General features: G+C 64.5%; 5 protein-coding genes. 4 read left to right on the top strand and 1 reads right to left on the bottom strand.

Translation table 11 applies throughout. The features are described from left to right. The first annotated feature begins 223 nt into the window (after positions 1–223). Together D180_RS02355 and D180_RS02350 are read left to right on the top strand one after the other, a co-directional pair. The gene (locus tag D180_RS02355; RefSeq protein ID WP_017911519.1) at positions 224–3,112 is read left to right on the top strand and encodes a TonB-dependent receptor; all 2,889 of its coding nucleotides are present in this window, start codon (positions 224–226) and stop codon (positions 3,110–3,112) included. A 92-nt stretch (positions 3,113–3,204) separates the two neighbouring features. After that, positions 3,205–3,672 carry a hypothetical protein gene (locus D180_RS02350; protein ID WP_017911518.1) on the top strand — a complete coding sequence of 156 codons (468 nt, stop codon included), beginning with the start codon at positions 3,205–3,207 and terminating at the stop codon, positions 3,670–3,672. Here the strand turns inward: D180_RS02350 and D180_RS02345 are convergent. Then, entirely contained in the window at positions 3,651–4,823 is a 1,173-nt protein-coding gene (locus D180_RS02345) for a cytochrome c peroxidase (protein ID WP_087963539.1), read from the bottom strand. The two genes, D180_RS02350 and D180_RS02345, sit on opposite strands and share 22 nt — an antisense overlap. Between D180_RS02345 and D180_RS02340 the strand changes: the two genes are divergently transcribed. Together D180_RS02340 and D180_RS02335 are read left to right on the top strand one after the other, a co-directional pair. Further along, a complete protein-coding gene (locus D180_RS02340) occupies positions 4,822–9,780 on the top strand; it encodes an IPT/TIG domain-containing protein (RefSeq protein WP_081616372.1) in 4,959 nt (1,652 codons plus the stop codon). The two genes, D180_RS02345 and D180_RS02340, sit on opposite strands and share 2 nt — an antisense overlap. A 29-nt stretch (positions 9,781–9,809) precedes the next feature. Further along, on the top strand, positions 9,810–14,040 hold a 4,231-nt coding region (locus D180_RS02335; RefSeq protein WP_043090339.1), incomplete at its 3' end, for a DUF6531 domain-containing protein.

The following is a 14,040-nucleotide window of genomic DNA, read 5'->3' as shown; positions in this document are numbered from 1 at the left end:
CACCCCAACCCCTCTCCCGAGGGGAGAGGGGCTTAGGTCTCGCGCTGCTTGACGATGTATTGCGCATCCGGTGTCTACCAGATCGACCAGTCGTCGCGATGGCCCGCGCTTTGCCTGCCGGACGCTTGCACGGCGTTTACGATTTGTTTACAAAGAATTCCATGCCGTCGCGGTGCAGGGGGTCGCAGCGGCCGACCCACATCCTTTCTGGAGAGAGAGACGGATGAATTTCCTGCACCGCCATCCTTTGGTCTTCGCGGTATCCCTGGTCCTGCTCGGCGGCGTCCCCGCCATCGCCGGCGCCCAGCAACAGACGCCCCCGGCCGCTCCCGGCACGGCCACCACGCTGGACAGCGTGCAGGTCACCGGCACCCGCATCCGCCGCGCCGAAGTCGAGGGCCAGGTGCCGGTGCAGACCCTGAGCCGCGCCGACATCGAACGGACCGGCCTGACCTCCATCGGCGATGTGCTGCAGGAGCTCACCGCCTCCGGCTCGGCCTTGAACGCCAAGTTCAACTCCTCCGGCAATTTCGGCTTCCCGCCGGACGGCAGCGGCGTCGGCGCGGGTTCGGCGCAGGTCGACCTGCGCCATCTCGGCGCCAAGCGCGTGCTGGTGCTGGTCGACGGCATGCGCTGGGTCAACGAGTCCTCGGCCTCGGGCGTGGGCGCGGCCACCGATCTCAACACCATCCCGCTGGCCATCGTCGAGCGCGTCGAGGTGCTGGAAGACGGCGCCTCCTCGCTGTACGGATCCGATGCCATCGCCGGCGTGGTCAACATCATCACCCGGCGCAATTTCGAAGGCGGCCAGGTCACCCTGAACTACGGCGAGTACGACAAGGGCGACGGCGCCAGCAAGGGCGTGGACCTGGCCTGGGGCCACAGCACCGAGCGCACCAGCCTGTTCCTCGGCGCCAGCTACACCAAGCAGGATCCGATCTACGCGCGCGACCGCGCGCAGTCGCTGTATCCGATTCCCGGCACCGGCCTGAGCTTCGGCAGTTCGGCCACCCCGGACGGGCGTTTCATCTTCGTCGACCCCAACACCGGCGCCGAGCAGAACCTGACCCCGAACAGCGGCGCGCGCACGCCGCGTTACGACGGAACTGGCGGCTGCACCCGCAGCGACGACTACCACTGCTTCACCACCGCCGACCGCTACAACTTCGCCGCGTCCAACCTGCTGCTGACCCCGTCGGAGCGCAAGGGCGTGTTCGGCCAGTTCCGCTTCTTCTTCAACGACGACGTGCAGTGGTACCTGAAGCTGCTCGGCAACCGCCGCGAGTCGACCAACCAGGCCGCGCCGGAACCGATCTTCCTCGGGCCCGACGCCGGCACCGGCAATCCGCTGGCCGACAACATCGTCATCTCCGCCGCCAACCCGTACAACCCGTTCGGCTTCGCGCTGGATTCGGGCAGCAACCTGATCATGATCGGGCGCCGCCCGGTGGAAGGCGGCGCGCGCGTGTTCGAGCAGCGCGTGGACACCCAGTATGTCGGCACCGGCTTCATCGGCAGCTTCGAGGGCGCCGACCGCACCTGGTTCTGGGACGTCAACGGCGCCTACAGCAAGAACAAGGCCGAGCAGACCAACTACGGCAGCTACAACATCTACAACATCAACCTGGCGCTGGGCGATCCGGCGGCGTGCGCGGCGGTGGCCGGCTGCGTGCCGCTGAACATTTTCGGCGGCGCCGGCAGCATCACCCCGGACATGCTGCGCTGGATCCAGCCGGTGGTGCGCGACCGCAGCCAGAACGAGCTGACCCAGTTCACCGCCAACCTCAGCAGCGACCTGTTCCGGCTGCCGGCCGGCGCGGTGTCCTTCGCCACCGGCGTGGAATACCGCAAGTACGAGGGCTTCTACCGCCCCGATCCGCTGACCGTGATCGGCCACTACAACGGCGTGCCGTCGCTGCCGACCCAGGGCAGCTACGACGTCAAGGAGGCCTACCTCGAACTGAGCGTGCCGATCTTCGCCGACTCGCCGCTGGGCGACAAACTGGACCTCAGCTTGGCCGGCCGTTATTCCGACTACTCCACCTTCGGCGGCAAGTTCACCCCGAAGTACGGCCTACGCTGGCAGGTGGCGCCGGACTTCGTGCTGCGCGCCAGCTATGCCGAAGGCTTCCGCGCGCCCAGCATCGGCGAACTGTACGGCTCGGCCGCGCGCGCCGACCTGACGCTGTCCGATCCCTGCTCGATCGGCCTGGGCGGCACCGCGCCGCGCGGCAGCGCCAGCAACTGCGCCACGCTCGGCGTGCCGGCCGGCTACCAGCAGGCCAACTCGCAGATCTCGGTGACCACCGGCGGCAACCGCGCGCTGGAGCCGGAGAAGGCGCGCAGCTTCAGCGCCGGCTTCGTCTGGAGCCCGTGGTTCGCCAGCAATGTGCCGTGGTCGGACCGCTTCGACGTGGAGGTGACCTTCTACCGCCACGACATCGACGGCGCGATCCAGGCGATCAACGCGCAGACCCAGCTCGACCTGTGCGTGGACACGCTGTCGCCGACCTACTGCGACGGCATCACCCGCGCCTCCACCGGCGGCATCAACGGCTTCAACAACCGGCTGACCAACCTCGGCTCGATCAAGACCGACGGCTGGGACGTGGACCTGTTCTGGAACTCGCCGGAGACCGCCGCCGGCCGCTTCAAGATCGGCTGGCAGAACACCTTCGTCACCCGCTATGTCGCCACCGGCGCGGCCGGCCAGGTGCAGCCGCAGCGCCCGGGCGTGGAGGTGGTGGACAGCTCGATTCCCGAGTGGACCAGCAACCTGAGCCTGGACTGGTCGCGCGGCCGCTGGAATGCGTCGTGGACGCTGCGGCACATCTCCGAGCTGACCGAGCAGTGCGGCGACGCGGTCGCGTTCCCGGTGTGCAGCAACCCGGTGGCCGGCACCAACACGCTGGACGCGATCACCTACCACGACCTGCAGGTGGGCTACCGCTTCGACTGGCTCAAGGGCCTGACCCTCAGCGGCGGCGTCAACAACGTCTTCGACAAGGACCCGCCGATCTGCCTGTCGTGCTCGCTCAACGGCTACGACGCCTCCACCTACGGCATTCCAGGTGGGCGCTACCTGTACGTGCGGGCGGATCTGAAGTTCTAGTCGCGATGTCCGCCGGCGCCTTTCGCAGAGGCCGCCGGCGGCCGTCTTCGTTTTTCTTGTTAGACTCCTGCCAGATTCGACAGGGGTTAGGGATGAAAAAGGCATTGTCTGGGAGTCTGTTGGCGGTGCTTGTGGCGCTCGGCGGCTGCAAGGCCGATGCTCCGGGTGCTGCTCAGGCCGGCGCTGTGTCCGAGGCCCGCTCGGTGGTGGCGATCAGGCAGATTTTGCTGTCGGAAGGAAGCGCACATGGGGCATCCGCGGCTCCAGAGCCCCTGACGCAGGACGCGACCATTGATGTCACCGTTTCATTGACTGCAGCGCTGTCCGAACCGCAATCCCTGTCGCTGCGGCTCATCGACCTGAAGGGCGGAAAGACGGTAGGCGAACAGCGCTCGGCCCTCGAGCCGGGCAAGGATTCGGCGCACTTCGAGTTCAAGCCGGTTCGGTCCTGGACGCCTGGACGGCATTTGCTCGAAGCGCGCCTGGGCCAGAACGGAAAGGTCTTTCAACGCGATTTCGATATCCAGCCGCAGCCGGTTCAATCGTCGACGAGCGGTTGAACGCGCGATTCCTCGGTGTCTTCAAGTGCGAAGAGAAATGCGCGCAGGTCGCGTTGCTCGTCCGTCGTCAATGTGATCGGTGTGCCGCGCGAAAGGCTTCGATAGTAGATCTCGCGCTGAATGGCCGCATCCAGGGTGGGTACGCTGCCGTCGTGCATGTAGGGGGCTGTGCGCGAGACGTTGCGTAACGTTGGCGTCCTGTAGGCGGCCAGATGTTCGCCGCGCCCATCGATGGCGAAACGTCCAAGCGCCGCGATGTCCGGCTTCGAAAGAACCAGTTCGGCCAAGGGGATTCCTTGCTGTCGTTGGCGCTGAAGAGCCTCGATGGCGATTTTGACGTTGCCCGACATTCGCTCCATACCGACATTGGAGTGATGGAAGCGGTTGTCGGTGAATCTGGCCGGCGAGCCGACGATCCGGTGGCACGCCGCGCATTCGGCTTTGCCGCGGAACAGATCCAGGCCGCGCCGCTCCGTTGGCGTCAGCGCATCCGACGCGCCGGCGGCGTAAGCGTCGTAACGGCTGCGCCCGCTGGCGTTTGCGGTCAGATAGGCCAGGATCGCCTGGGAAATGCGAGCTTGGTCGATCGTTTCATCGCCAAACGCGGCCTTGAAGCGCTGTCCATAGGCTGGTCGGCCGCGCAGAGCGGCAACCACCGCCGCCATGTCGGGTTGCGCCATCTCCGCGCGATTGGTGAACGCGGCCACCGCTGCCCGATCGATTCGGTCTTCGCGTCCGTCCCAGAAAAAGCGATCGAAATACTTCAGGTCCAAGAGACTGGGAACGTTGCGCGTTCCGGAACGCCCATCTCCCAGGTAAGGAACCGGAATTGGTTGAGCGAAAGCGGCGTCCGGGCGATGGCATGTCGCGCAGGCCAACTCTCTGCTGGCGCTTAGCGCAGCGTCATGGAACACGGTGCGCCCCAGCGCCACTTTCGCCAGTAGCGCTTGCCGATGCCTCTGCCGATCCAGGCTGCTCACGGCAACGGCAACGCTCCCCAGGCCGATGAGAGTCGCAGCAAACAGTCCGATCCAGACGATCCGTCGCACGTGAGGTGACACCTTGGTCCAGAAGCGAGTATAACGTCTGCGGGGAACTGGGATAGCGTCGCCAAAACTGGCGACGTGGACGGAACAGGGGATATGTCGCATGGAAAGGCGATCGGGGGCGCGCGCATGCGCTGCAGGAACCCGCTTTCGACGTAAGCGCTGGCGGGTAGCAGGTCTTTGGGGGCTGCTGGTCGGGCTGCTGCTGTGTTCGCTGGGGGCCTTGGCTGCGACGTATGTCTACGACGGGGCAGGCCGTTTGGTGGCGGTCGCCGACGATAGCGGCGCCAGTGCGCGCTACAGCTACGATGGCATCGGCAACCTGCTGGGAGTGGATCGCTTCGCTGCCGGGCAGTTGGCGATCTTTACCTTCAGTCCGGCGCGTGGGGCGCCCGGGACGACGGTCAGGATCAAAGGCCAGGGCTTCAGCGCGACCGCAAGTCAGAACACCGTGAAGTTCAATGGTACGGCGGCGACGGTGTCGGCGGCGAGCGCCACCGAATTGACAGTCGCTGTGCCGTCCGGAGCGACGACCGGTCCTATTTCCGTTGCGGTCGGCAGCGCTGTCGCCGGCAGCGTCGCGGGCTTTGTCGTGGACAGCGCCTCGCTCGGCCCCGGCATCAGTTCGGTCGCGCCAACCCTGGTGGCCGTCGGCGAATCGGTGAGCGTGACAGGTAAAGCCTTTTTGCCTGTCGCAGGGCAAACCTCGATGTTGCTCAGCGGCCGCACGGTCGTGCCGTCCAGCATGTCGAACACCAAGCTGGTATTCGCAGCGCCAGCCAACGTCGGTAGCGGCAAGGTCATGGTGACCACGCCATATGGCGCCGCCACAAGCACCCAGGACGTCGTCATCGCCCCTGTGGGGGTGGCCAAGGCAGAGATCGAGTCGATCAAGCGTCTGGCGCTTGGCGCCGCGCCTCAAGGCGTGACCGTGAATGCCGCAGAAAAATCGGTCGCCATTCTCTACGACGTGGCCGCCGGCGACTATCCAAGCCTCCAGTTCAGCGCGCTCGACTCGGTTTCAGTTGCCTATACGCTCTATGGGCCGGCGAATGCGTTGCTGGCTTCGGGATCGGTCGAAGCAGGCAACGCGACAGCGCATCTGCCGAGGGCCATCGCAAGCGGAACCTATCTGGTGCTGCTGCGCCCCTCGACAGCGCCTGCTTCGTGGAAGCTCGCGGTAGAGAAGGCGCCGACGCTCGGTGTGGACGGTGCCACGCTCGCCCAGGCGCTCACCGGCGCCGGACAAAGCAAGCGGATCATCTTCGCGGCGACAGCGGGCCAAAATCTCGGCTTCGCGTTGAGCAATTTGGTCACGCCGAACTCGGAGGCCAACGCGCGTTTCGATGTGCTTTCCGCAGATGGTAGCTATGTCGCCAGCCAAGCCTGTTACGCTGCCACGGGGATCTGCCAGGCCAACTTCTCCAACCTGTCTGCCGGAATCTACAGCATCGTGGTGTCGCCCACGTTCAATGGCGACCGGACGATCAGCTTCAAATCCACGTTGTCCAGCGATCTTGTCGCCACGCTCGCATCGAACGTCGCCAAGGCGTTCAGTCTGACGCGCGTTGGGCAGAACGCGCGCTTGAGCTTCAGCGGGAAGCTCGGGCAAACCTGGGCGTTGCGGATTTCCGGACAGACGACCGGGCCGGCAGGCCGGGAGGTCTATTACTCGGTCTATGCGCCGGATGGCACGTATTTGACCAGCGCGTGGGTTCTCACAGAAACCACCGTCAACTTGACCGATCTGCCTGCCGACGGCACTTATGTGCTGTTCGTGGACTCCCCGAATGGGGAAACGGTGGGTGCGAACGTCCTGCTGTCTCCTGGCGTGGTCGGCGCTGCGACGCCCGGTGGCGCAGTCAACAGTTACGCCACAACTGTTCCTGGGCAAAACATCTACATGAAGTTCACTGCCGAACCGGGCCAGAATCTCGGATTGGGCTTGAGCGATCTGCAAACGCCGGGTTCGACCTCCTATCTCTACTTGAATGTGTTTGCTGCTAATGGTGATTCCATCGCGAGTGCCCCTTGTTACGCGATCAACGATGGTTGCCAGGTCAATCTGTCCAATCTTGCAGGCGGCACCTACAGCGTCGTGGTGTCGCCGCCAAGCGATGGCGACCGGACCATGCGCTTCGAGTCCACCCTGTCTGAGGATCTCACCGCTAACCTGGCGCTAGATACGGTAGTGCCCGTTCGTATCCCGCGCCGTGGACAAAACGCGCGTCTGACTTTTGCTGCCGCCGCCGGACAGACCTTGGCGCTGCGTGTTGCCGGGCAGAGTACCGCGCCAGCAGATCGTGATGTGTACTACCAGGTCTATGCGCCGGATGGTACGTATTTGGACAGCCTGATGGTGCGGGCGGATGGGACCATCAACCTGCCGAACCTTCCGCTCACCGGGACCTACCAGGTTTTCGTCGATTCCTATTATGGCGAGACGCTGAACTCCAACGTTTTGCTGTCGTCTGGCCGCACTGGTTCTATGCCCGTCGGCGGTGCGGCTGGCAGCTATGCCACGACAGTTCCGGGACAGAGCGTCTATTTGAGTTTCAGTGCTAGTGCCGGGCAGAATCTTGGCCTCGGATTGAGTGACCTGGTGATGTCGGATTCGGCGTCCTACCTCACTGTGCAGGTGCTGGCGCCCGATCGCAGCATCCTGACGAGCCAGTATTGCTATGCGACCTACGGTGGCTGCCAGATCAATCTTTCCAATCTCGCTGCAGGTAGCTACAGCGTTGTCGTGTCGCCTCCCCGGGATGGCGACCGAACCATGGGCTTCAAGGCGCTATTGTCTGACGATCTTGTTGACAGCCTAGTGGTGGGATCAAACAAGGTGCTGAACGTTGCGCGCCGTGGTCAGAATGCGCGGCTTAGCTTCAGTGGCGTAGCGGGGCGCACGCTGGCGTTACGGGTTTCCGGTCAGGCGACGACACCCTCGGATCGCGACGTCTATTACACCGTCTATGCGCCAGACGGTTCCCAATTGGACAGCATGGCGGTGCAGACCGACAGGACCTTGAATCTGTCCAATCTGCCTGCCACCGGCACCTACTTGGTCTTCGTCGACGCGGCCTATGGCGAAACGTTGACTTCGACTCTGTCGTTGTCGGCGGGGGTGACGGGCTCGGCGCCGGTCGGTGGGGCGACGGGCACCTACGGCACGAGCGTGCCCGGGCAGAACGTCTATCTGAGCTTCGCGGCGACGGAAGGCCAGAGTCTCGGTCTCGGGCTGAGTAGTCTGGTCACTCCAAACACGACGTCTCCCGTCTATGTGAGCGTACTGGGATCCGATGGAACCACCAGTGCCGCCCAGTATTGCTATGCGTACAACGACGGCTGTCAACTCAATCTCCCCGACCTGCGCGCTGGAAGCTACAGGGTGGTAGTGACGCCGCCTTCAGATGGCGATCAGCGGATGTCCTTCAAGTCCACACTGTCGGTGGATCTTGCAGCGACCTTGGACCGCGATGCGGCCAAGGCGATCGCTGTTGGTCGGCGTGGGCAGAACGCTCGTCTTAGCTTCAGCGGTACGGCGGATGAGACGGTTTTGCTACGCGTGTCGGGGCAGAGTACGGCGCCTGCCGATCGCGATGTCTATTACCAGGTCTATGCGCCTGATGGGTCGCTGGTGTCCGGTATGTCGGTGCGTACGGATGCCACCTTGAACCTACCTAATCTGCCTCAGACAGGCACGTATATCGTGTTCGTGGACGCGGCATATGGCGAGACGTCGGCTTCCACCGTGCTGTTGTCGAGCGGAGTGACCGGCACGGTTCAACCCGATGGCGGGGGGACTGGCTATGCCACGACGGTTCCTGGGCAGAACGTCTATCTGAACTTCTCCGCGACATTGGGCCAGAACCTGGGGCTGGCGCTGAGCGATCTGACCACGCCGGGGACGGCGTCCTATGCCATTCTTCAGGTGATCGGGCAGGATGGGGTGACGGTTACCTCGCAGGTCTGCCTTGCATCAAACGATGGTTGCCAAGTCAACTTGTCCGACTTGAGCGCGGGACGGTACACCGTCTTGATATCACCTCCTGCCGATGGCGACGGGACCATGCGCTTCAAGGCAACGCTGTCGACCGATCTGAGCGACGCCCTGACGGTGGGGACGGCCAAGTCGTTCAGTGTGACGCGTCGCGGTCAGAACGCTCGCTTCAGTTTCGGCGGAACCGCAGGGAAAGCCGTCGCGCTGCGCGTCTCTGGCCAGACTACGACACCGGCCGATCGGGACGTCTATTACCAAATCTATGCGCCGGATGGTGCGCTGCTCAGCAGTCTGTCGATCCGTGGAGACGGCACGCTGAATCTTCCCAGCTTGCCGGCTACTGGCAGCTACCGGGTCTTTGTGGATTCCAACTATGGCGAAACGGTGAGCGGAACGTTGCTGCTGGCGAATGGCGTGACCGGTACGGTGTCCGTTGGCGGGACGACAGGCAGCTATGCAACAACGGTCCCCGGACAGAACGTGTACCTGAGTTTCACTGCCAGCGCCGGCCAGAACCTGGGGTTTGCTTTGAGCAGTCTCGTCTCGTCGAACTCGACGTCGCCTCTTTATCTGGAGGTGACAGGTCCCGACGGTGCGGTGGTCGCCGCTCAATACTGCTACGCTAGCTACGATGGTTGTCAGGTCAACTTGTCGAATCTGGTGGCGGGATCGTATCGGATCGCGGTCTACCCGCCATCGGACGGCGACAAGACAATGGGGTTCAAGTCCACGCTATCGGCCGATCTCACCGGTACCCTGCCGGCGAACACGACAAAGGGGATCAACCTGACGCGTCGCGGACAGAACGCCAGGCTGAGTTTCGATGGCGTCGCCGGACAGAACTTGGCGTTGCAGATTTCTTCGCAGACCACGGGGCCGGCGGATCGCGATGTCTTCTATCAGGTCTATGCGCCGGATGGAGGCTATGTGACCGCCATCCTGTTGCGCGGTCAGGGCACCCTGCCTTTGCAAAATCTGTCCGCGACCGGAACATACACCCTGTTCGTCGATCCGTACTACGGGGAAACCGCGAGTTCGCGGGTTCTGCTTGGCCCCGGCAATTGAACGCGCAACGGCATACTGAGAACGCCGATATGGAAACTGGCAAGTCGCGCTTGAAACGATGGATGTACGGCGTATCGCTGGGGGGACTCGCTGCGTTGGCCAGCGCGTCCTCCAGCGGCTGGGCGCAACAGGACGCGATGGTCGGCGCACCCTCGGCGCGCGTCGCGGCCGCATCCGCGCTTCCAGTCAGTCCGCTGCGCGTGGCCTTGGAGTCTGGGCGTTTCCTGAGGCTGGAAGCCTCGGGCCGTACGCTTGTCATGCTATCGCAGGAGCGTAATGCCGCGCTGAGAACCTGGTCGCTGCCACAGCCGCGTTTCGGGGCGAGCCTGACGCGCATCGCCGACGGGCGTGTCCTGCTATGGGGCGGAACGGACCAAAAGGGTGTTCTGCAAAAAGCAGGCTACCTGCTCGATGTGAATCGCGGCGAACTGGCGATGACTTCGCTGGATGGTCTGAATGCTCGCGCGCGCCACACTGCCACGCTGTTGAGCGATGGCCGTGTGCTCTTTGCCGGTGGTGTTGGCTATCCCGATCAGGCGCAGGTGTGGGATCCCCAAGCGCATCGTGTGAATACGCTGGCGATGCCGGCGCGCGTCGGGCATGCCGCGATCCTGCAAGCCGACGGGAAAGTCCGGCTGAGTGGAGGAGACAACGGGACTGGCCTCCCGGCGAAAGCCGATCTGCTGTTCGATCCGGCGACATCGGCGATATCGTCGGCACCGATCTCCGACGCGCGCTTCGATGCGGGTCTCGCCTTGGCAGCGTCCTCTCCGGTCGATCGCGACCGCGCGGTCGATCCAGCTACCAGGATCGCACTGCGCTTCAGCGCGCCCATACGCAGCAGCGACATGACGTCATCCTCCGTTGTGTTGATGGGGCCAGGCGGACCGGTCGACGCGCAACTGACGGTCGCTGAGGGGGGACGCCTGCTTTTCGTTCAACCTCGCGCCGTCCTGTTTCCTGGCACCGCCTACACTTTGCTTGTCGATGGACTGCATGGCCTGGATGGTCGCGTGCTGCCGTTGTCCGTCCTAGAGTGGAGCACTGCATCCAAGCAGCCGGCGGACGTCGTCGCTGTGGCGGGCAAGGACCTTCATTCTCTCGGCGCCACGCCGGCGCGGCCATCGGCGGCGTTGCTGGGGTGCGGCAAGCAGCATCCCTTTCCCTGCCGTACGCGCGCCACGCTGGTGGATGGAACCTGGCAACCAGGCCAGGACAGTACCGATTCGCGTTGGCGCGCCCCAGGTGCCCAGCCCGACGCGCTCCCGATCAGCGCGTTCGAGGCAATCGCCGCTGCGAGCAGGCAGACCAGCGTCAGTGGTCAGGTACTGCTGGTGGACGGCAAGCCGATGGCGGGCGTGGAACTGAGCGTGGGTGCGATCAGGACAAGGACCGATCCTTCCGGTCGCTTCGTGCTCTCCGGTATTCCCGGCGGCCATCAGGAACTCTATGTCGATGGCACGACCGCCAATGCGGCCGGTCGCGAGTACGGCCAGTTCGTCGTGGGCGTCGATCTGCGAGCCGGAACCCTGACGCGCCTGCCCTACACCATGTACCTGCCGCAGATCAGCGCGCGCGACAAGACCCGGATCGCCTCGCCGCTGAAGCAGGACATGGTCATCACCCATCCGGACATACCCGGCCTGCAGATTCACATTCCGGCTGGCACCGTGATTCGCGACCGCAAAGGCCAGCTCGTGCACGAGTTGGCCATCGTGCCGACGCCGGTCAATCGCGCGCCGTTTCCCGTCGCGACCAACTACCCGATGTACTTCACTCTCGAGCCCGGCGGCGCGCTGATCCAGGGCCTGACGCCGCAGGCGGCGCAAGGCGTGAAGGTGCTGTACCCCAACTACGACAAGCTGGCCACCGGCACGCGAGCCAACTTCTGGATCTACGATCCGGCCGAGGGTTGGCGCGTCTACGGGCAGGGTCGTGTCACCAGCGACGGCAGCCGGATCGCGCCGGAAGCGGGTGTGGCCCTGCACAAGACCATGGGCGGCAGCTACAGCATCGACAGCTCGACGCCGCCGCCGGAGCCGGACAAACCGCAATGCACCGATGGGTGCGGCAAGGAAGCCGGTGGCGCCGGCGCGACCGCGGGCGATCCCATCGATCTGTACACCGGCGAGTTTTCATACGACGAAACCGACGCGGTGGTCGGCGGCTTGGCGCCCATCGCGGTCACCCGCTCGTATCGGCCGCGCGACACGCTCAAGCAGGACTTTGGCATCGGGACCGCGGCAAACTTCCGCTACACGCTGTATTCGCCCACCGCCGACTACAACCAACTGCAACTGGTGTTGCCAGGAGGGATGCCGATTCCATTCGACCGCATTTCCGGAAGTGGATTGGCGGGCGAGTGGCAGCAATCCGGCTCGGTGTCTGGGTACGCCGGCGCCAGAATCACGCAGGGAACCGCCAAGGGACATGGCTATCTGTTGACCCTGCGCGACGGCAGCATGATGTACTTCAACCAGTACATGCCCAACCGCCTTGAATGGTCGTTGGATCGCTTCGGCAATCGAGTGGACTATGTCTACGACGCCGGACTGGTCACGCGCATCGTGTCCGCGAACGGACGCTTTCTTTCGATCGGCTATGATGGCGAAAATCGCATCGCGACGGTGGCCGACCCCCTGGGCAATACCTGGTCGTATGCGTACGAAGGCAACGGCTATCTGGCGAAGGTGACGCGTCCGGACGGTAGCACCCGGCGTTTCGGCTACAAGATCCGCGCCGCCACGGAAACCGTGCCCGCACAGGGACGCCTGGAATCGATCTACGACGGCAAGAACCAACGGGTGCTGCTGAATGAATTCGAGAGCGCCAACGGGACATGGAGCGGCCGCGTGGTCAAGCAGACCCAGGCCGATGGCGGGGTTCTGACCATCGACTACGCACACGTCGAGGGCGCCACAACCGGTGTACTGGTCACCAAGCCCGATGGCAGCAAGCGGCGGGTAGTGTTCGATCCCGTCAGCCATTACCCGAAGACAGACACGCTGGCCTACGGGACGGCGCTGGCGCAGACGGTGACCTACGAGCGCAACAGCGTCGGGCAGACGGCGGCGCGCATCGATGCGCTGGGGCGCCGCACCGAGTACCGCTACGACAGCAGCGGCCGCGCCATCCAGATCACGGCAATGGCCGGCACTGCGCAGGCGCGCGTCACCACGTTGGCCTACACCATCGATGGCGACCTGGCTTCGATCACCGATCCGCTCAATCGCACCACTCGTTTCGCCTACACCGACCGCTGCCTGACCTCGGTGACCAATCCGCTGGGCAACGTCACACGGGCCACCTGCAATCCGGCCGGCCAGCGCCTGAGCCTGACCGACCCGCTCGGGCATGCGACCACGTTCACCTGGAGTGGCGAGGATCTGGTCCAGATCGCCGACGCGTTGGGGCGCAAGGTCAAATTCCGCTACGACGTGCTCGGACGGATGATTGCGGCCGAAGACGCCCAGGGCAACCTCTCCCGGCTTGAGTACGACAAGCTGGGGCGAGTGGTGAAGTCGGTGGATCCGCTGGGCAACAAGGTCGAGACCGGGTTCGACGCCAACGGCAACGTGTCCGCGGTCCTGCTGCCGCACGGCAATGGCGTGACCTATGCCTACGACGTGCGCGACCGGCGGGTGAGCCGCACCGATGCGCTGGGCCAGGTGGAGCGCTGGGATCACGATGCGATGGACCGGGTGACCCGCTATACCGACCGGCGCAATCGGGTCACTGGTTACGCCTACGACGCGATTGGCCGGCCGACCACGACCACGCTCCCGGGAATGGGCGGCACGCTGACGGCCAGCTACGACGCAGGCAATCGCATGGTGGCGCTGGCGGACAGTCTGTCCGGCACGTTGAGCTGGCGCTACGACGACTTCGACCAGATCGCGCTGGCCAATGGCCCGCAGGGTGCCATCAGCTATGCGTACGACGCCGTAGGCCGGCGCATCCGCATGCAGCCGGCGGCGCAGGCAGAAGTGGTCTACGCCTACGACGCCGCTGACCGGTTGACGGCCATCACCCAGGGCAGCGAGTCGGTGGGGTTCGCTTACGACGTGGCCAACCGCGTCACCAGCACGACGCTGCCCAACCAGGTGCAGACGGTCTACGCCTACAACAACGCCAATCAAGTGACCGGCCTGGCGTGGGGCAAGTCGGGCCAGGCCGCGCTGGGCAGCCTGGGTTACGGCTACGACAGCACCGGACAACTGGTCGCGCAGACCGGCACGCATGCGCCGCAGGCGCTGCCGC

Origin of the sequence: Xanthomonas sp. SHU 166 (assembly GCF_000364685.1) — a bacterium.
GTDB classification, from domain to species: domain Bacteria; phylum Pseudomonadota; class Gammaproteobacteria; order Xanthomonadales; family Xanthomonadaceae; genus Xanthomonas_A; species Xanthomonas_A sontii.
Note: the sequence above shows the minus strand (reverse complement) of the source record. Positions and strands in the feature narration are given on the sequence as shown.

Coding starts and splice junctions, on each gene's coding strand:
- D180_RS02355 (WP_017911519.1), top strand. CDS start 224: ATGAATTTCCTGCACCGCCATCCTTTGGTCTTCGCGGTATCCCTGGTC.
- D180_RS02350 (WP_017911518.1), top strand. CDS start 3,205: ATGAAAAAGGCATTGTCTGGGAGTCTGTTGGCGGTGCTTGTGGCGCTC.
- D180_RS02340 (WP_081616372.1), top strand. CDS start 4,822: ATGGAAAGGCGATCGGGGGCGCGCGCATGCGCTGCAGGAACCCGCTTT.
- D180_RS02345 (WP_087963539.1), bottom strand. CDS start 4,823: ATGCGACATATCCCCTGTTCCGTCCACGTCGCCAGTTTTGGCGACGCT.